General features: G+C 67.6%; 18 protein-coding genes. 6 read left to right on the top strand and 12 right to left on the bottom strand.

Annotated elements, in window-relative coordinates; genetic code table 11:
• Positions 1-75: 75 nt before the first annotated feature.
• A complete protein-coding gene (locus QRN67_RS11355) occupies positions 76-1,029 on the bottom strand; it encodes a LysR family transcriptional regulator (RefSeq protein ID WP_081270111.1) in 954 nt (317 codons plus the stop codon).
• Positions 1,030-1,190: 161 nt separating this feature from the next.
• Here QRN67_RS11355 and QRN67_RS11350 point away from each other — a divergent pair, with 161 nt between their 5' ends.
• From QRN67_RS11350 to QRN67_RS11335, 4 genes are all read left to right on the top strand, one after another.
• Positions 1,191-1,892 carry a pirin family protein gene (locus tag QRN67_RS11350; RefSeq protein WP_081270110.1) on the top strand — a complete coding sequence of 234 codons (702 nt, stop codon included), beginning with the start codon at positions 1,191-1,193 and terminating at the stop codon, positions 1,890-1,892.
• A gap of 77 nt (positions 1,893-1,969) precedes the next feature.
• A complete protein-coding gene (locus QRN67_RS11345; RefSeq protein ID WP_081270109.1) occupies positions 1,970-2,386 on the top strand; it encodes a DoxX family protein in 417 nt (138 codons plus the stop codon).
• 143 nt (positions 2,387-2,529) lie between these two features.
• Positions 2,530-3,081: a flavodoxin family protein gene (locus tag QRN67_RS11340; protein ID WP_081270108.1), complete on the top strand. Its 552-nt coding sequence runs from the start codon at positions 2,530-2,532 to the stop codon at positions 3,079-3,081.
• Between the two features lie 151 nt (positions 3,082-3,232).
• Positions 3,233-4,156, top strand: a complete 924-nt coding sequence (locus tag QRN67_RS11335) for a pirin family protein (RefSeq protein ID WP_285411841.1) — start codon at positions 3,233-3,235, stop codon at positions 4,154-4,156.
• Positions 4,157-4,231: 75 nt separating this feature from the next.
• On the opposite strand, the gene QRN67_RS11330 is transcribed toward QRN67_RS11335, so the two are convergent.
• From QRN67_RS11330 to QRN67_RS11310, 5 genes are all read right to left on the bottom strand, one after another.
• On the bottom strand, positions 4,232-5,806 hold the full coding sequence (locus tag QRN67_RS11330; RefSeq protein ID WP_081270106.1) for a tripartite tricarboxylate transporter permease: 1,575 nt from the start codon (positions 5,804-5,806) through the stop codon (positions 4,232-4,234).
• Between the two features lie 4 nt (positions 5,807-5,810).
• Entirely contained in the window at positions 5,811-6,332 is a 522-nt protein-coding gene (locus QRN67_RS11325; RefSeq protein ID WP_285411840.1) for a tripartite tricarboxylate transporter TctB family protein, read from the bottom strand.
• Positions 6,333-6,477: 145 nt separating this feature from the next.
• Positions 6,478-8,043: a sensor histidine kinase gene (locus QRN67_RS11320; protein WP_285411839.1), complete on the bottom strand. Its 1,566-nt coding sequence runs from the start codon at positions 8,041-8,043 to the stop codon at positions 6,478-6,480.
• Entirely contained in the window at positions 8,000-8,710 is a 711-nt protein-coding gene (locus tag QRN67_RS11315; RefSeq protein WP_285411837.1) for a response regulator, read from the bottom strand. The genes QRN67_RS11320 and QRN67_RS11315 overlap by 44 nt, the downstream gene beginning before the upstream one ends.
• Positions 8,711-8,727: 17 nt before the next feature.
• Positions 8,728-9,519 (bottom strand): sulfurtransferase, encoded by a 792-nt coding sequence (locus QRN67_RS11310; RefSeq protein WP_285411835.1) that lies wholly within the window; start codon positions 9,517-9,519, stop codon positions 8,728-8,730.
• Positions 9,520-9,664: 145 nt separating this feature from the next.
• Between QRN67_RS11310 and dnaE the strand changes: the two genes are divergently transcribed.
• Positions 9,665-13,183: a DNA polymerase III subunit alpha gene (gene dnaE, locus QRN67_RS11305; protein ID WP_285411833.1), complete on the top strand. Its 3,519-nt coding sequence runs from the start codon at positions 9,665-9,667 to the stop codon at positions 13,181-13,183.
• 108 nt (positions 13,184-13,291) lie between these two features.
• Positions 13,292-13,645: a YgiW/YdeI family stress tolerance OB fold protein gene (locus tag QRN67_RS11300; protein ID WP_106937479.1), complete on the top strand. Its 354-nt coding sequence runs from the start codon at positions 13,292-13,294 to the stop codon at positions 13,643-13,645.
• 27 nt (positions 13,646-13,672) lie between these two features.
• On the opposite strand, the gene QRN67_RS11295 is transcribed toward QRN67_RS11300, so the two are convergent.
• The 6 genes from QRN67_RS11295 to QRN67_RS11270 form a co-directional block, all read right to left on the bottom strand.
• A complete protein-coding gene (locus QRN67_RS11295; protein WP_285411825.1) occupies positions 13,673-15,403 on the bottom strand; it encodes a peptidoglycan D,D-transpeptidase FtsI family protein in 1,731 nt (576 codons plus the stop codon).
• Positions 15,404-15,489: 86 nt separating this feature from the next.
• Positions 15,490-16,416 carry a cell envelope integrity protein TolA gene (tolA, locus tag QRN67_RS11290; protein WP_106934839.1) on the bottom strand — a complete coding sequence of 309 codons (927 nt, stop codon included), beginning with the start codon at positions 16,414-16,416 and terminating at the stop codon, positions 15,490-15,492.
• Between the two features lie 3 nt (positions 16,417-16,419).
• Entirely contained in the window at positions 16,420-16,857 is a 438-nt protein-coding gene (locus tag QRN67_RS11285; protein ID WP_081271152.1) for an ExbD/TolR family protein, read from the bottom strand.
• 15 nt (positions 16,858-16,872) lie between these two features.
• Positions 16,873-17,595, bottom strand: a complete 723-nt coding sequence (gene tolQ, locus QRN67_RS11280; RefSeq protein ID WP_081271153.1) for a protein TolQ — start codon at positions 17,593-17,595, stop codon at positions 16,873-16,875.
• Positions 17,592-18,050: a YbgC/FadM family acyl-CoA thioesterase gene (locus tag QRN67_RS11275; protein WP_106934838.1), complete on the bottom strand. Its 459-nt coding sequence runs from the start codon at positions 18,048-18,050 to the stop codon at positions 17,592-17,594. The genes tolQ and QRN67_RS11275 overlap by 4 nt, the downstream gene beginning before the upstream one ends.
• On the bottom strand, positions 18,047-19,243 hold the full coding sequence (locus tag QRN67_RS11270) for a pyridoxal phosphate-dependent aminotransferase (RefSeq protein WP_285411823.1): 1,197 nt from the start codon (positions 19,241-19,243) through the stop codon (positions 18,047-18,049). Before QRN67_RS11270 ends, QRN67_RS11275 begins: the two co-directional genes overlap by 4 nt.
• Positions 19,244-19,297 lie beyond the last annotated feature (54 nt).

The following is a 19,297-nucleotide window of genomic DNA, read 5'->3' as shown; positions in this document are numbered from 1 at the left end:
GCACTCTACATCGGTCCGCAGGGGGCTTTGCCTGAGGGCACACCCTTAGCGCGGCGGCGCGATTCCGGGTCATGCTCATCGACCGCGGTGCCGTTCGAGCAATGCGCGCCGGGTGCCTTCATGCTCGAACTGCGCGAGCCACCATTCGAGCGCTCGGCCCGGCTTGCCGGCGCTGCGCACGCGCCATGCGCAGTGCAGGGCGCCCAGCGGCGGCATGCGCTCGGTCTTCAGTTCGACCAGGTGCCCCGCCTCGATGTACGGCCGCGCCATCGGCTCGGGAAGAAAGCCGCCGCCCAGCCCATGCAGTTGCGCCGCGATCTTGGCCTGCATGCTCGGCACCGTCAGCACGTCCTGCCCGCCCATCAGGTTGACCGTCATCGGCGTGCCGTGGCGCGTGGAGTCAGCGGCGGCCACCGCGCGGTGCTCGCGCATCACGGCGTCGCTCAGGGGCTGGGGCAGGCGTGCGAGCGGATGGTGCGGCGCCACGGCATAGACGAAGCGCAGCTCGCCGATCAACCGGCTGCGGATGCCGGTGGCGGTGAAAGCCAGGCTGGCCGCGTCGAGCACCGCGCCTATCGCCAGGTCGGCCTCGCCGCTGGTCAGCGCCTCGATGGTGCCCATCAGCGTCTCGTCGCGCAGTTTGAGCCGCGTGGGCGGATCGAGCGCGAAGAAGGCGGTGGCCAGGTCGAGCAGCGGGTCGCGCGCGATCACGCTGTCGACCGCGATGGTCAGCATCGGCTCCCAGCCGGTGGCCACCCGCTTCACGCGGTTGGCCACCGCGTCGATTTCATGGAGCAGCCGGTCGGCCTCGCGCAGCAGTTCGGCGCCGGCCTCGGTCAGCCGCGCCTGGCGCGCGCTGCGGTCGAACAGGAGCACGTCGAGCGCGTCCTCGATCTGCCGCACGCGGTAGCTCAGGGCGCTGGGCACCAGGTCCAGCGTGCGCGCGGCGGCGGCAAAGCTGCCCGTGGCGACCACGGTCTGGAGCATGGCCAGGGCGTCGGGGGTCAGGACGTCTCGGGGGCTGGGCATCGTGCATCCATTGATCAAATTATTTGAATGGTGCCATCAAAACGCGGCGTCTTTCCGAACGGGGTGCGGACCTAAAGTTCTTTACATCCGCTGCGCATCCGGCGCGGCATACGAAGAAGGCCCGTTCATCCCCACGGGGCAGGGCCAAAAGGAGTTCGACGATGTTGCAAGTCCGTAAATCACAGGAACGCGGTTATGCCGACCATGGCTGGCTGCGCTCGTTCCACAGCTTTTCCTTCGCCAACTATTACGACCCGGCCCACATGGGCTTCGGCAACCTGCGCGTGATCAACGAAGACCGCGTGGCGGCGGGCGCCGGCTTCGGCACCCACGGCCACAAGGACATGGAGATCATCAGCTACGTGCTGTCGGGCGAGCTGGCGCACAAGGACAGCATGGGCAACGTGGAGAGCATTCCGCCCGGCGACGTGCAGCGCATGAGCGCGGGCCGCGGCGTGATGCACAGCGAGTTCAACCACAAGGCCGACGAGACCACGCACTTCCTGCAGATCTGGATCCAGCCGAACGTGCGCGGCATCGAGCCCGGCTACGAGCAGAAGCAGTTCAGCGACGCCGAGAAGCGCGGCAAGCTGCGCCTGGTGGCTTCGCCCGACGGCAGCGACGGCTCGGTGAAGGTGCATGCCGACGCACGCCTCTACGCCGGCCTGCTCGACGGCGAGGAAAAAGCCAGCCTGGCGCTCGACCCGGCGCGCAAGAGCTACGTGCACCTGGTGCGCGGCGAGCTCGAAGTGAACGGCCAGAAGCTCGCGGGCGGTGACGCCGCGATGCTCGAGGGCGAGTCGCAGCTGACGCTGGCCGACGGCAAGGACGCCGAAGTGCTGGTGTTCGACCTGGCCGCCTGATCCCCCTCGCCGGGCGCCTGTCGCCCGGCTTTTTTCCGTTCCTTTTTCAATTTCAACAACCGAGGAGTTCTTCGAACATGGCAACCACAAACACCACCAATTCGGCACAAGACACGCTGGCGCTGATCGGCCGCATCCTGATCGCCTACCTGTTCATTCCCGCCGGCTTCGGCAAGCTCATGGGCTTCGGCGGCACGGTGGGCTACATCACCTCCGCCGGGCTGCCGCTGCCCGAGGTGGCCGCGGTGATCGCGATCATCATCGAGCTGGGCCTGGGCATCGCGCTGCTGCTGGGCTTCAAGACGCGCTGGACCGCCATCGTGATGGCGATCTTCACCGTTGCGACGGCGCTGTTCTTCCACAAGTACTGGTCCGCACCTGAAGCGATGAAGATGATGCAGCAGATCAACTTCAACAAGAACATCGCGATTGCCGGTGGCCTGCTTGCATTCGCAGCCTTCGGTGCCGGTCGTTTCAGCATCGACAAGAAGTAATCTTCTCTTTCCGGGCTTGGGGCGATCACGCCGACGGGGTACTCTGCTCCGCGAATGTCCCCCGCCCTTCGGGCTCCTCCTTTATTTCGCTGCGCAGAGCACCCCGAACAACGAACATTCATCTGATCTCGGAGAAAAATCTCATGGCAAACATCGTCATCGTCTTCCATTCCGGCTACGGCCACACCCAACGCGTGGCGCAAGCCGTGGCAGACGGCGCAGGCGCGCAACTGCTCGCCATCGACGCCGACGGCAACCTGCCCGAGGGCGGCTGGGAAACGCTGGCCGCGGCCGACGCCATCGTCTTCGGCTCGCCCACCTACATGGGCGGCGTGAGCTGGCAGTTCAAGAAGTTCGCCGACGCCTCGTCCAAGGTCTGGTACACGCAGGGCTGGAAAGACAAGCTCTTCGCCGGCTTCACCAACAGCGCCACCATGAACGGCGACAAGGTCACCACGCTGACCTACCTCTGGACCCTGGCCATGCAGCACAGCGGCATCTGGGTCAGCATGGGCATCCTGCCGACCAACAACAAGGCCGCCACGCGCGACTCGATGAACTACGTGGGCGGCTACGGCGGCCTGCTGACACAATCGCCCTCCGACGCCAGCCCCGCCGAAATGCTCAAGGGCGACTTCGACACCGCCCGCGCATTCGGCGAGCGCATCGCAGCGGTGGCAAAGTCGCGGGGCTGAAGCCACCCCCAGGCTTCGCGCACTTCGTGTGCCGCTTCGCCAAGCCCCTCACCGGGGGCGACACCGGCGGCCCGGCAAAGCCGGTCCCGCGCTGTCCCGCGAATGGGCCGCGACGAACGAAGCCGATCACTCACTCATCACGGAGAACACGATGACCGACGCCATTCCAGAGACTCAACTGCTTCGACCGCACGACAAGGACCTGGGCGGCGGCTTCAAGGTGCGGCGGCTGCTGCCGGCGGCGCAGCGCCGTTCGGTCGGGCCGTTCGTGTTCTTCGACCACTTCGGCCCCGCCACCGAAGTGCCGGGCAGCGAGCACGACGTGCGGCCGCATCCGCACATCGGGCTGTCCACTGTCACCTACCTCTTCAAGGGCGCGATGATGCATCGCGACAGCCTCGGCAGCGTGCAGGAGATCATGCCCGGCGCCATCAACTGGATGACCGCGGGGCGCGGCATCGTGCACTCCGAGCGCAAGCCCGATCGCCTCAAGGCCGACACCTACGAGAACCACGGCCTGCAACTGTGGGCGGCGCTGCCGCAGGCGCATGAAGAGGTCGAGCCGAGCTTCGAACACACGCCCGCCGGCGCCATCCCGGAAGTGGTGGTGCAGGGCGTCGACGTGCGCGTGCTGGTGGGCGAAGCCTTCGGCGTGCGCTCGCCGGTCAAGACGCTGTCGCAGACCTTGTACCTCGACATCGCACTGCCGGCCGGCGGCCGCTTCGAGCTGCCCGCGCTGGCGCCGGAACTGGCCGTGTACACGGTCGATGCCGACGTGAGCGTCGACGGCGAACCGGTGGCCGCGCACACCATGGCCGTGCTGCCCGCCGGCCAGGGCGCGGTGCTCACGGCCGACACCGCCGTGCGGCTGATGGTGATCGGCGGTGAGCCGCTGGACGGGCCGCGCTACATCACCTGGAACTTCGTTTCCAGCCGGCGCGAGCGCATCCTCGAGGCCGGTGCCGATTGGGCGGCGCAACGCATGGGCCACGTCCCCGGAGAAACCGAGTTCATTCCGCTGCCGGGCAAGCCCTTCGGCGTGCGCGAGCCGGACACCGGCACCACACCTGTCTGAGACAGGCCCGCTCGAAAATGAAAAAGGCCCGCATCAGCGGGCCTTGTTCTTCGTGGAGCGGAAAGCAGGCTCGGCCTACTTGCCGCCGCCGCCCATCGAGGCAGCCTCCGCGGGCGGGGCGCCTTCAGGCGGCTTGGGCAGATCCACCATGGCCTTGCGGCCGCCGCGACCGCGCCATGCCGAGTAACCCACGCCCAGCAGCAGCAGTGCGCACAGGCCGATGAAGGTGCCGCTGATGGGGCGCGTCACGAACACCGACATGTCGCCGCGCGAGAGCAGCAGCGCGCGGCGGAAGTTCTCTTCCACCATCGGCCCGAGCACGAAGCCCAGCAGGATCGGCGCGACCGAGAACTCCAGCGTCATCAGCACCGCGCCGACGATGCCGAACACCAGCACTTCCCAGATCTGGAACAGGCTGTTCTGCGTGCTGTACACGCCCGTTGCAATGAAGAACATCGCGGCAGGGAACAGGTACTTGTAGGGCACCTTCAGCAGCTTCACCCACACGCCGATCATCGGCACGTTCAGGATGACGAGGATCACGTTGCCGATCCAGAAGGAGGCGATCAGGCCCCAGAAGATGTCCGGATGCTCGGTGATGAGCTGCGGGCCGGGCTGGATGCCCTGGATCAGCAGCGCACCCAGGATCAGCGCCATCACCGCGTCGCCCGGAATGCCCAGGCTCATGGTCGGGATGAAGTCGACCTGCGTCTTCGAGTGCGCGGAGGCTTCGGGCCCGGCCACGCCTTCGATCATGCCGGTGCCGAACTTGTTCGGCGTCTTCGACACCTTGCGCTCCAGCGCATAGGCGATGAAGGTGGTGATGGTCGGGCCCGTGCCGGGCATGGCGCCGAACACCGTGCCGACGAGCGTGCCGCGGATCATGGCGGGGAAGGCGCGCTTGAGCTCTTCCTTGCTCGGGCGCATGTCGCTGAGCTTGAGCGTGCCGGTGTCGCCGATGGCCTTCATGCGGTTCACGTTGAGCAGGAAGTCGGCCACGCCGAACAGGCCCATCGAGATCGCCACCAGTTCCAGGCCGTCGCTGAGCTCAGGCAGGCCGAACGCGAAGCGGAAGCTGCCGCTGTTCACGTCGGTGCCGACCACGCCGCACAGCAGGCCGAACAGCGTCATGGCCACGCCCTTGAGCGGCGAGCCGCGCGACATGGTGGAGCCGGCCAGCAGGCCCAGCAGCATGATCGAGAAGATCTCGGTCGGGCCGAACTTGAACGCGATCTGCACCAGCAGCGGCGAGGCGAAGATCATCACGATGATGCCGACGGAGGCTGCGAAGAACGAGGCGATCATCGTCACCCCGAGCGCGACGCCCCCTTTGCCCTGCTTGGTCATGGGGTACCCGTCCAGGCAGGTCACCGCATGCGGCGGATGCGACGGCATGTTCATCAGGATGGCGCCGATGGCGCCGCCGTACTGCGAGCCGTAGAAGATGCCGGCCAGCATCAGGATGGCGGGCACCGGGTGCATCACGTAGGTGAGCGGCAGCAGGATCGAGATGGCCTGCAGCGCGCCCATGCCCGGCAGAACGCCGATCAGGTTGCCCACCAGCACGCCGAAGAAGGACCACAGCAGGTTCGAGCCCTGGAAGGCGACGCCGAAGCCGAACCACAGGTCATGTAGCGATTGACCGATCATGATCTCAGCCTCCCCACTGGAACAGGGGGAGCTGCAGCTTGAGCGCCCACCAGAAGACGACCACCGCGATGAACGACATCGCGAGCGAGAGCAGCACTGCTTCGGTCAGCGTGTTGTCGCGGTCGCCGAGCGCCGAGATGAACACGATGGCGAAGGTCGCCGGCAGCAGGCCGCCGTACTCGCCGAACAGCAGGAACGCGAGGATGCCCAGGATGATGCAGACACCGCCGCGGATGTCGGGCATGCCGCCCGGATGGCCGTGCGAGACGGCCTCTTCGGATGCGGGCTTGTCGCCGCGCGCGGACAGCGCGATGAGCAGGCCCGTGAGCGCCAGCAGCGCGCCCAGCGCCACCGGGAAGAAGCCCGGGCCCATGTGCGCGAGCTCGCCCACGCGGTAGCCGATGCCGGCGTAGACCGCGGCCAGTCCGATGACGATCAGCAGGGCGCCGCCGTAGTAGTCTTTCTTGAATCTGGAAGCGGGCCGGGGCGCGTGCGAGGCCGGATCTTCACCGAGCTGGTGCTGCATAAGTCTCCTTCGATTTGGAAGGAGGGCAGTCTAGGAATCGAGGCTTTCAATCCCCTTTCGGGTGGGGCGCAAGCAGCCTGCGGAGCCTCAAAATACGTGTAATCACGTACCGGCGTATCCGGTGAAACCCTAGCAAAAATGGCCCTCAGGCGAGGTGCAGCGGCAGCCTCAGCGTGGCGCGCAGTCCGCCGCCGGTGTTGCTCTCGGGCATGCCCGCGCTGTCGAGCTCGATCTCGCCGCCGTTGCGCCGCGCGTAGCCGCGCGCGATGGTCAGGCCGAGGCCCGCGCCGTGTGCCGCGCCCGCATCCACGGCCGGGTCGCGGTGAAAGCGTTCGAACACGCTCGCGCGCCGCTCGGGCGCAATGCCGGGGCCGTTGTCGCACACCTCCGCCAGCGCGGACGACGCATCGCGCCGCACGGTCACGGTGATGTTGCCGCCGCGCGGCGTGTACTTGAGCGCGTTGTGCACGAGGTTCGCGAGCACCTCATGGAGCTCGGCCGCGTTGGCGAGCACCGGCAGCACGGGCAGCACGGGCGTGTCGCCGTCTTCACCTTCGCCTTCATCGTCGGCGGCGGCTGCATCGCTGCGCGCATCGACCCAGCCCAGGTCCTGGTCGTTCTCGCGCGCGAGCGGCAGGTACTCGAGCACGACGCCCCGCGCGATGGCGTTGAGGTCGACCACCGCCGGCTCGGCCCGGGCGGCTTCGCCTTCGGTGGTGGCATGGGCCAGCGCGAGCAGCTGTTCGCTCAGGCGCCGGGTGCGCGCCAGTTGCGCCACGATGGCATGCAGCGACTCGCGCATGCGCGCCGGATCGGTCTCGCGCACCGCGTAGCCGGCCTGGATGGACAGGATGCTCAGCGGCGTGCGCAGCTGGTGCGAGGCGTCGGCCAGGAACTGCGACTGCTCTTCCACCATGCGCCGGTGGCTCGCGATGTGGTGGTTGACCGCATCGACCAGCGGCACCACTTCCTTGGGCACGCCGTTGGCGTCGAGCGGCTTCAGGTCGTCGCGCGAACGCTCGCGCAGCGAGTGGCGCAGGCGCTCCAGCGGGCGCAGGGTCCAGGCCACGCCCAGCCACACCAGCAGCGCCATCACCAGCACCATGCGGGTGTCGCGCAGCAGCTCCTGGCGCAGCGACTCCGACTGGGCCTCGGTGCGCGGCCCGATGCCTTCGGCCGCCTGTATCAGCACGCTGTAGGCCACGCCGGGGTGGACGTGGTCGTACACCGTCTGGCGCAGCGCGGCCACGCGCACGCGGTGCTGCTCGTGCACCGCGTCGTAGAACACCGGCACGCCGTCGGCGGGGCGGGCCGCGGGCCGGGGCAGGCCGGGCACGCCCATGAGCGTGGATTCGGGCGAGTTCACATCGAGCGTGCCGCCCTTGGGAATGCGCTGGACGCCCACGTGCAGGTACTTGTAGCGCAGGTGCGTCGACTCGAACATGGCCTGGATCGAGAACGGCTCCTGCACGCGCACGCTGCCGTCGCTCGCCACCACGATGCCGTTGGCCAGCGCCTGCACGGGCTCGAGCAGGCTCTGGTCGTAGGCGGCCACCAGCGAGTCGGTCAGCGCGCGGTAGTCGTTCCAGCTGTCCAGCGCCAGCAGCGTGACCATCCCGGGCAGCAACAGCGCCAGCAGCCGCGTGCGGATGCCGAAGCGCTGCGGCTCAGTCGCCGGCGACGGGGTGGGCGGCCGAGGCTGCGGATCCATCGGCAATGCCCTCGAGCATGTAGCCCAGGCCGCGCACGGTGACGATGCGCACGTCGCTGTCGGCCAGCTTGCGCCGCAGGCGGTGCAGCACCACTTCGATGGCGTCCGGCCCGGCCGTGCTGTCGTTGGTGAACACCTTGGCGAAGAGCTGCGACTTGCCGACCGGCGAGCCGCTGCGCATCAGCAAGGCGGTCAGCGCGGCCTGCTCGCGCGGCGTGAGCGACAGCAACGTGCCGCGCAGCGTGAAGGCGTGGCTCTGGCTGTCGTAGGAGAGCGAGGCGCACTGCAGGCGCGGGTGCTGCTTGCCGCGGCTGCGCCGCACCAGCGCCGACAGGCGGGCCTCCAGCTCGACCAGCTCGAAAGGCTTGGAGAGGAAGTCGTCGGCGCCCAGGTTCAGGCCGCGCACGCGGTCCTGCAGGGCGCCCTGCGCGGTGAGGATCAGCACCGGCGTGCGGTCGTCGGCGTTGCGCATGTCGGCCAGCACGCTCAGGCCGTGCTTGTCGGGCAGGCGCAGGTCCAGCACGATGGCGTCGTATTCGGTGCCGGCCATGAAGGCTTCGGCGGTGCGCGCGTCGGGCGCGTGGTCGGCGACGAAGCCGCTCTGGGTCAATGCGCGGATCAGCCAGGAGGCCATGTCCAGTTCGTCTTCGACCAGGAGGATGCGCATTGAAAGCTGCCGGTGGTTCAGTTCTTCAGGCCGAGGTTCAGGTCGGTGTCTTCCGCCGCGCGTGCGCTGGCGTCGGCCGCGCGGGCGCTCAGGTCGGGCGCCAGTGCGCGCCGGCCGTCGAACACGAAGCAGTCGCCGTGGTAGTGCGCGCCGCCGACCTGCTCGAAGTATTTGAGGATGCCGCCTTCGAGCTGCAGCACGTTCTCGATGCCTTCCTCGCGCATCAGGATGGCCGCCTTCTCGCAGCGGATGCCGCCGGTGCAGAAGCTCACCACGGTCTTGCCGGCGAAGTCGGCGCGGTGCTCCTTCAGGGCGGGCGGGAATTCGGTGAACTTGGTGATGCGCCAGTCGATCGCGCCGTCGAAGGTGCCTTCGTCGACCTCGAAGCCGTTGCGGGTGTCGAGCAGGGCGATTTCGCGGCCCTGGTCGTCATGGCCCTGGTCGAGCCAGCGCTTGAGGGTGGGAGCGTCCACGCCGGGTGCCCGGCCGGCGGCGGGCTGGATCGCCGGGTGGTCCATGCGGATGATCTCGCGCTTGAGCTTCACCAGCATGCGGCGAAACGGCTGCGATGCGGACCAGCTCTCCTTGGCCTCGAGGTCGGCGAAACGGGCATCGGCGCGCAGATGGGCCAGGAAAGCCCGGACGCCGTCGGCCGAACCCGCCAGAAACAGGTTGATACCCTCCGGCGCCAGCAGGATGGTGCCCATGAGGTCCAGGGCCTGGGCGCGGGCGCGCAGGTCTTCACGCAGCACGGGGCTGTCGTCGATGGCCACGAACTTGTAGGCCGCGATATTCAAAATCTCTTGCACGGGGCGGGATTCTAGGTGCCGCCGGGCCGCCCCAAGGCACCGAGCCTCCCCCTCGGGGGGTGGCGAAGCACACGAAGTGGCAAGCCGGGGGGCAATTCGTATCGCTAACTCACATGGTGGATGCGGTGCTTTCTACAATGGCCGGATGTTTGTTCACCTGCGCCTGCACACCGAGTTTTCCGTCGTCGACGGCACCAACCGAATCGATGAAGTCATCAAGGCCGCGGCTGCCGACAAGCAGCCCGCACTGGCCATCACCGACCTGAACAACCTGTTCGGCGCGGTCAAGTTCTACAAGCAGGGGCGGGGCAAGGGCGTCAAGCCGGTCATTGGCGCCGAAATCTTCATCGACGGGCTGGGCAAGGAGCCCGGCGCGCTGACCCGCATCGTGCTGCTGGTGCAGAACATGGAGGGTTACCTGAACCTGTCCGAGCTGCTGGCGCGGGCCTGGACGCAGAACGTGGCGCGCGGCCAGTCGCAGGCGGCCTGCAAGCTGGAATGGGTGCAGGAGCTGGCGGGCGGGCTGATCGCGCTGTCGGGCGCGCAGGCCGGACCGCTCGGCCAGCCGCTGCTGCAGGGGCAGGGCGAGCGCGCCGCCGAACTGGCGCTGCAACTGGCGGGGATTTTTCCACACCGCTTCTACATCGAGCTGCAACGCGCCGGCCGTCCCGAAGACGAGCCGCACGTCATTGCCGCGGTGCAGCTCGCGGCGCGGCTGCACCTGCCGGTGGTGGCCACGCACCCGGTGCAGTTCGCGGCCCGCGAAGACTACGAGGCGCACGAGGCGCGCGTGTGCATTTCCGAAGGCGAGATTCTCGGCAACCCGCGCCGCGTGCGCCGCTTCACCGAAGAGCAGTACTTCAAGTCGAGCGCCGAGATGCAGGCGCTCTTTGCCGACGTGCCGAGCGCGCTGGCCAACACGGTCGAGATCGCCAAGCGCTGCAACCTGACGCTGGTGCTGGGCAAGCCGCAGCTGCCGGACTTTCCGACGCCTTTCATCAGCGACGGCGTGCGCATGCCGATCGGCGAGTTCTTCCGCCAGGAGTCCTTCGAGGGGCTGGAGGCGCGCCTGAAGCACCTCTACCCCGACGAGGCCAGGCGCGATGCCGAGCGCCCGCGCTACGTCGAGCGCCTCGAGTTCGAGATCAACACCATCTTGAACATGGGCTTCCCGGGCTACTTCCTGATCGTGGGCGACTTCATCAAGTGGGCCAAGGAAAACGGCTGCCCGGTGGGGCCGGGCCGGGGCTCGGGTGCCGGCTCGCTGGTCGCCTATGCGCTGAAGATCACCGACCTGGACCCGCTCGAATACAAGCTGCTGTTCGAACGTTTCCTGAACCCCGAGCGCGTCTCGATGCCCGACTTCGACATCGACTTCTGCCAGGGCAACCGCGACCGCGTGATCGACTACGTGAAGGACAAGTACGGCCGCAACGCCGTGAGCCAGATCGCCACCTTCGGCACCATGGCCGCGCGCGCGGCCATCCGCGACGTGGGCCGCGTGCTGGACATGAGCTACATGTTCTGCGACGGCATCAGCAAGCTGATCCCGAACAAGCCCGGCATGTCGGTCACGTTGCAGTACCCGCCCGAGAAGAAGATCGAGGGCGACAAGAACAACTACGCCATCGAGATGGAGCCGCAGCTCGCGGAGCGCATCGAGAAGGAAGAAGAAGTGCGCATGCTGGTCGAGCTCGCGCAGAAGCTCGAAGGCATGACGCGCAACATCGGCATGCACGCCGGGGGCGTGCTCATTGCGCCGGGCAAGCTCACCGACTTCTGCCCGCTCTACCAGCAGCCCGGCAGCGAGTCTGCCGTGAGCCAGTACGACAAGGACGACGTCGAAGCCATCGGCCTCGTGAAGTTCGACTTTCTGGGCCTCGCCACGCTCACCATCCTGGAGATTGCGCGCGAGTTCATCATGAAGCGCCACAAGGGCCAGGAGAACTTCGCGTTCGAGAACATCCCGCTGAACGATGCGGCCACGTACAGGCTGTTCTCCGAAGGCAAGACGGAAGCGGTGTTCCAGTTCGAATCGCGCGGCATGCAGGGCATGCTGAAGGACGCGCGCCCCACGCGGCTGGAAGACCTGATCGCGCTGAACGCGCTGTACCGCCCGGGCCCGATGGACCTGATTCCCAGCTTCGTGGCGCGCAAGCACGGCCGCGAAGAAGTGGAGTATCCGCACCCGGCCGTGGCCGAGATGCTCTCCGAGACCTACGGGATCATGGTCTACCAGGAGCAGGTGATGCAGACCGCGCAGATCCTGGGCGGCTACTCGCTCGGCGGCGCCGACTTGCTGCGCCGCGCCATGGGCAAGAAGAAGCTCGAGGAAATGGCCGAGCACCGCGAGAAGTTCCGCGCCGGTGCGCTCGCCACGCACGGCATCGTCCAGGACAAGGCCGACGAAATCTTCGACTTGATGGAGAAGTTCGCGGGCTACGGCTTCAACAAGTCGCACGCCGCCGCCTACTCGCTGCTGGCGTACCACACGGGCTGGCTGAAGGTCCACTACACGGCCGAGTTCTTCTGCGCCAACATGACCGTGGAAATGGACGACACGGACAAGCTCAAGCTGCTGTTCGAAGACGCCCAGAAGAACTTCGGCATCACCTTCGAGCCGCCGGACGTGAACCGCGGCAACTACCGCTTCGAGCCCGTGACCGACCGCGTCATCCGCTACGGGCTGGGTGCCGTCAAGGGCACGGGCCAGCTCGCGGTCGAGGCCGTGGTGCGGGCGCGCGAAGAGGGCGGCCCGTTCAAGAGCCTGTTCGACTTCTGCGTGCGCATCGACCGCCAGCGCATCAACAAGCGCACGGTGGAAGCGCTCATCAAGGCCGGCGCCTTCGACTCCATCCAGCAGAACCGCGCGTCGCTGATCGCCTCGGTCGACCGTGCCTTCGAGTTCGCCAGCGCGACCGCGGCCAACGCCTCGCAGGCCGACATCTTCGGCGACTGCGAGCACGGTTCGGCCACCGCGGAGCCCGACCTGGTCGACGCCACGCCGTGGGGCGTGAAGGAACGCCTGACGTTCGAGAAGACGGCCGTCGGCTTCTACCTGTCGGGCCACCTGTTCGACGAGGTCTCGCACGAGGTGCGGCGCTTCTGCAAGCGCGAGATCGGCGACCTGCTCGACAGCCGCGACCAGCAGGTCATTGCCGGCATCGTGAGCGACTTCCGCGTCATCAACGGCCAGCGCGGCCGGCTGGCGATCTTCAAGCTCGACGACAAGTCGGAAGCCATCGACGCCACCGCCGACGAGGCGACCATCAACGCCAACCGCAACACGCTGAAGGACGACGAACTCGTCATCGTCAGCGGCCGGCTGCAGCCGGCGCGCGGCGGCTTCGAGGCGCGCTTCCAGGTGCAGCAGGTGTGGGACCTGGCCACGGCGCGCTGCCGCTTCGGCAAGTTCCTGCGCGTGGCGGTGAACGGCAAGGCGCCCGACATCGCACGCCTGGTCAAGGACTTTCCGCCGCGCACCGAACAGACCGAGGTCGGCGACCTGGTCCAGGGCCTGCCGGTGCGGCTGTCGATGGCGCGCGGCGGTGCGCAGGTCGAGCTGCAGCTGGGCGAGCGCGCCAAGTTCTTCCCGACCGACGCGGCGCTGGCCAGCTGGACCGCGCAGGCGGAGGCCGGCAAGGCGCAGATCGTGTACGACTGACCGGGCGAGCAAGGGCGCCTTGAAGCGCCTTCGGCGCGTGGGCCTTTTCATCGGCTCGTTACGATCCTCCTCGTGCTTTTCAACCCGAAGTTCAAGGAGGAACTCGCCATGAATAAACCAGCCCTCGTTCTCGCACTGGCCCTCGCGCTGCCGTTCGCCGCCTCGGCCCAGTACGCAGGCCCGAGCACCGTGCCGGCGATGAACGTCAAGCAGCTGCTGGAAACCGGCAAGGACGACCAGCATGCCACCCTGCGCGGCTTCATCGTCTCGCACGACGGCGGGGAGCACTACACCTTCGCGGACGACAGCGGCCGCATGAAGGTCGAGATCGATGCCAAGCATTTCCCGCCCGGCGTGAAGATCGACGACAAGGTGCGCGTCGAGATCACCGGCGAGCTCGACAAGGACCGGTTCGGCAACAAGATCGAGCTCGACGTGAAGCGCCTCAGCCTGGCGCCCTGATCGTCTTCCGTCGCCCGGTAGACGGGCTCAGTGCGACTGCGGCGTCACGGCCAGGTCCGGCAGCACGTTCATGATGCGCAGCGTCTGCTGCACCACCTGGCTGAACACCGGCGCCGCAACCAGGCCGCCGAAGTACTTGCCCGCGCCGGGCTCGTCGATCATCACCGCGACGATGATGCGCGGCTTGTCGATGGGCGACATGCCCGTGTACCAGGCGCGGTACTTGTTGCTCGCGTAGCCCTTGCCGACCTGCTTGTGCGCGGTGCCGGTCTTGCCGCCCACCGAGTAGCCCTCCGTCTGCGCGAGCGGCGCGGTGCCGCCGGGCGCAGCGGCCAGGTGCATCATCTGCCGCACCTGGCTCGCCACCAGCGGCGAGAACACCTGCACGCCGGCCGGCTCCTCGCCGTTGTTCTTCAACAGGCTCACCGGAATCACCTCGCCGTCGTGCGCGAAGGCCGTGTAGGCGTGCGCGATCTGGAACAGCGAAGCCGACAGGCCGTAGCCGTAGGACATGGTGGCCTGTTCGATCGGGCGCCACGACTTCCACGGGCGCAGCCGCCCGGTCACGGCGCCGGGGAAGGGTGTCTGCGGCTTCTGTCCCAGGCCCACCGCGGTGAGCGAGTTCCACATTTCCTGCGCCGACATGCGCTGCGAGATCTTGGTGGCGCCCACGTTGCTGGATTTCTGGATCACACCCTCGACCGTGAGCACGCCGAAATTCTCGTCGTCGTGGATGGTGGCGCCCGACACGGTGATGCGCCCCGGGTTGGTGTCGATGATGGTCTTGGGCGTGACGCGGCCCAGTTGCAGCGCGGTGGCGACGGTGATCGGCTTCATGGTCGAGCCGGGCTCGAACACGTCGGTCATGGCGCGGTTGCGCAACTGCTCGCCCGTGAGGTTGCGGCGGTCGTTGGGGTCGTAGCTGGGGTAGTTGGCCATGGCCAGCAGCTCGCCGGTGCGGGCATCGACCACCACCACGCTGCCTGCGCGCGCCTTGTTGGTGACCACGGCGTCGCGGATCTTCTCGTAGGCGACGAACTGCACGCGGTCGTCGATGCTCAGCTGGATGTCGTGGCCCTCGGTGGGCGGCACCTGGTCCTCGGTGTCTTCGACGATGTGGCCCAGCCGGTCTTTCAGCACGTGCCGCGAGCCGGACTTGCCGGCCAGCTCCTGGTTGAAGGCCAGCTCGATGCCTTCCTGCCCCACGTCTTCCACGTTGGTGAAGCCGGCCAGGTGGGCGGCGGCCTCGCCTTCGGGGTACTGGCGGCGGTAGTCGCGGCGCAGGTAGATGCCCTTGAGGTTGAGCGCGGCCACCTGCTTGGCGACCGACTGGTCGACCTGGCGCTTGATCCAGACGAAGCTCTTGTCCTCGTCTTCCAGCTTCTTGTCGAGTTCCTTCTGCGGCATGCCCAGCAGCTTGGCCACCTGCTGGAGCTTGGCCAGCACCGCCGGGTCGTCGCGCTCGATGTCCTCGGGAATGGCCCAGATGCTGGGCGCCGGAATGTCGGAGGCCAGGATCAGTCCGTTGCGGTCGAGGATGCGGCCCCGGTTGGCCGGCAGCTCCAGAGTGCGCTGGTAGCGCACTTCGCCCTGGTGCTGGAAGAAGTCGTTGTTGAAGATCTGCACGTAGGCCGCGCGTGCCGCCAGCAGCATGAAGCCGAAAGCGATGCTGGCCACGATGAACTTGCTGCGCCACACGGGGGTGGGGCTGGCGAGCAGTGGACTGCTGCCGTATCGGATGCGGCCGGTGGGATTCATGAGCCCTGATTATCGAGTTCCGGGTGACGTGCAAGTCACCCGGAAGGGGCCCGTTTTCTTAGCTGCGCGTTAGGCGCGAGCGCGGATCAGCGCTTGGGCCGCAGCGACACGATCAGCGACGGGAAGATGCGCCCGTCGGTGTCGCGCGGCAGCTTGTCGGTCTTGCGCAGGCCGCGCTCGGCGGCGTCGTCCCAGCCGGGCAGGCCGCTCGATTTGCTGAGCTTGACGCCGACGATGGTGCCGTCGGGTGCCAGGCTCACCTCGAACTCCGCCGCCGGGTTGCCGTTCACGGTGTCGGCATCGGGGAAGGTGATGTTCGGGCGAACCGCCGCTGCAATGCGGCCCGCATAGCCGCTCGACGGACCCGAGGAGCGCATGGCCGTGCCCTTGGAGTCGTCGCTGCCGCTGGCACCGGCCAGGCCCTGCATGCGCTTGAGCGTGGCGGCACGGTCGGCGGCGGCCTGCTTGGCTGCGGCCTCGGCCTTCTTGGCTTCAGCCTGCTTGGCCTCGGCCTCCTGCTGCTTCTTCTGCTCGGCCAGCTTCTGCTGCTGTTCCTTCTTGCGCTGGGCCTCGTCTTCGGCGCGCTGCTTGGCTTCGAGCTCCTTCTTCTTCTGCAGCTGCTTTTGCTGCTGCTCGAGCTCGCGTTCTTTCTGTTCCTTCTGCTCCTTGAGCTTCTTCTCGCGCTCCAGGGCAATGTCGGGCGCCTTGGGCGCGGGCGCGGGCTCGGGTGCCTTGGCCACGGGCGGCGGGGGAGGCGGCGCCGGTGCGGGCGGCGGCGGCGCGGGAACGGGGGCCGGCGCCTGCGGTGCCTGCAGGCGGGGCGCCGCCTGCTGCACCGTGGACGACCACAGCTCCGCGTCGACGGCGCCTTCGTCGGCCTCGCTCTTCCAGCGGACGCCCCAGGTGAGCGCGGCAATCAGCAGGCCGTGCGCGATGAGGGCCAGCACGACGGCGCGCGGCGTGCCGCGCTGCGGCGGCGGCGCGAACTCGGGGCGATCCAGTGCGAGCGACATGCCTTATTTGCCGCCCGTGGTCGTGACCGACAGGCCCACGCGCTCGACGCCGCTGCGCTTGAGCTGGTTCATGGCCTTCACCACGGTCTCGTATTTCACCGACTTGTCGGCGCTGATGACCACCGGGCGGTCGTTGTCGCCGCCCTGGGCCTGCTTGGCCGCGGTGCCGATCTGCGTCATGGGGATCGACGTGCCGCCGGTGCCGGTGGACGGGTCTTTCTTGATCTGCACTTCGTCATCGCTCTTGATGACGATCTCGATGGGCTTGTCGGGCTGCTTGTTGGCGCGGTCGACCGTGGGCAGGTTGATCACGCTCGGCGTGATGAGCGGCGCGGTGACCATGAAGATGATCAGCAGCACCAGCATCACGTCGATGAACGGGACCATGTTGATCTCGTTGATCGTGCGGCGTCCTCGGCCCCGGGATGAAACGGCGGGCATGCGTCGCGCCTCCGCTCAGCGGTTGGCCGGAGCCACCGACGATGCAGCGCCGCCGGCGGCCGGGTTGGCCGACAGGTTGCGCTGCAGGATGTTGGAGAACTCCTCGATGTAGGTTTCGAGGGCGATGGCGATCTTGTCGATCTCGCGGGCGAAGCGGTTGTAGCCCACCACGGCCGGGATGGCGGCGAACAGGCCGATGGCGGTGGCCACCAGCGCTTCGGCGATGCCGGGGGCCACGGTGGCCAGCGTCACTTGGGTGAGGGCGGCCAGGCCGGTGAAGGCATGCATGATCCCCCAGACCGTGCCGAACAGGCCGACGTAGGGAGAGACCGAACCCACGGTGGCCAGGAACGAGAGGTTCTGCTCGGCCGCGTCCAGTTCGCGCTGGAAGCTCGCGCGCATTGCGCGGCGGGCGCCGTCGAGCAGGGTGGCGGGGTCGCTCACGTGGCGCTCGCGCAGCTTCTGGTACTCGCGCATGCCCGAGGCGAAGATGCGCTCCATGGGGCCGGCGAACTTGGCGTTCTGCGCGGCGGAGGCGAAAAGCTCGTTGAGGCTGGTGCCCGACCAGAACTCGCGCTCGAAGTCGTCGTTGAGCGCACGCATGCGGCGCAGCGCAAAGTACTTGCGGATGATCGCGGCCCAGCTGGCGATCGAGACGATCACCAGCAGCAGCACGACCAGTTGAACCACGAAGCTCGCATGGAGCAGGAGATTGATGATTGAAAGATCTTGGTTCATGGCTTGATAGGTTGAGTCATGGAGCCGCTGTAGCGCTCGAGGGTTCCCGTGACTTGTTTCGGTATGCGCGCTGGACGCAAGGTGGCTGCGTCCACCCAGCCGATGCGGATCGTGCCTTCGCACAGCAAGACGGGTGCCGCGGCACCTGTACGCTCTTGCTCTGTTTTTGATAGCACGCGCTGACCGATTATCAACGACGCGGTGCCGAGTTGTTGAAGATCGGCTGTAACCAGGAGTTCGTCGTCGAGCCGGGACGGGCGATGATATTTGAGCTGCGTTTCGCTCACCACGAACTGGCCGCCGGTTTCCTCGCGCAGCTTGCGCTGCTCGACGCCCAGCGAGCGCAGCCATTCGGTGCGGCCGCGCTCCATGAACTTCAGGTAGTTGGCATAGAAGACGATGCCGCCGGCGTCGGTGTCTTCCCAGTAGACGCGGATCGCGAACGCGTAGCTCATGAGGCCGCGGTCTCGGCCATGAGCCGCAGGCGCTCGATGGATTCCTGCAGGTGCGCCATCGAGCTGGCGGTGGAAAAGCGGATGAACTTGCCGGTCTCGGCCGTGCCGAAGTCGCGGCCCGGCGTCACGGCCACGTGCGCGCGCTTCATGGTTTCGAAGGCGAAGTCCCAGCTGCCCGAAATGCCCAGCTTCCCGGCGAAGCCGGTGCAGTCGGCCCAGGCGTAGAAGGCGCCGTCGGGCATCACGGGCACGTTCAGGCCCAGGGCGTTCAGTTGCGGAATGAACCAGTCGCGGCGGGCCTTGAATTCGGCGCGGCGGCGTTCGTACTCGGCGATGCTCGCGTCCTCGAAGCAGGCGAGCGCGGCGTACTGCGACACCGTGCTCGCGCAGATGAAGAGGTTCTGCGCCAGGCGCTCGACCACCGGCACCAGCACTTCGGGCACCACCAGCCAGCCCAGGCGCCAGCCGGTCATGTTGAAGTACTTGCTGAAGCTGTTGATGCTGATGACGTTGTCGTCGATGGCCAGCGCCGTCTGGCCGAAGGCGTCGTCATAGGACAGGCCGAGGTAGATCTCGTCGATCAGCGTGATGCCGCCGCGCGTCGATACCACTTCGTGGATGCGGCGCAGTTCGTCGGGCGCAATCGAGGTGCCGGTCGGGTTGGACGGCGAGGCAAGCAGCACGCCGCGCGTCTTGTCGGTCCAGGCGGCCTCGACCTTGGCGGCGGTGAGCTGGAAGCGCTCCTCGGCCGTGGTCGGCACCAGCACGGCCTTGCCGTCCGCGGCGCTCACGAAGTGGCGGTTGCACGGGTAGCTCGGATCGGGCATCAGGATTTCGTCGCCCGACTCGATCAGCGCCAGGCAGGCCAGCTGCAGCGCTGCCGACGCGCCGGCGGTGACGACGATGCGCCGGGCCGGCACGTCGACGTTGAAGCGCTGGCGATACCAGGCGCTGATGCGTTCGCGCAGATGGTCCAGCCCGGTGGCCTGCGTGTACTGCGTGGCGCCGGCGCGCACCGCGCGGGCGGCGGCTTCCTGCACCAGTGGCGGGGCGGTGAAGTCGGGTTCGCCGATGTTCAGGAAGATCATCGGCCGGTCGGTGTGGGCGACTTCGCGCGCCAGCACGCCGGCGGCTTTCGCCACTTCCATCACATAGAAGGGCTCGATGCGCTGCGCGCGCGTAGAAATTCTCATCGCACCCCCAGGCTGCGGCGTTGCACGCCTTCGCCTACCCCCTCGCAAGCGAGG

This window comes from Variovorax sp. efr-133-TYG-130, from assembly GCF_030208835.1.
Lineage (GTDB): Bacteria > Pseudomonadota > Gammaproteobacteria > Burkholderiales > Burkholderiaceae_C > Variovorax.
Note: the sequence above shows the minus strand (reverse complement) of the source record. Positions and strands in the feature narration are given on the sequence as shown.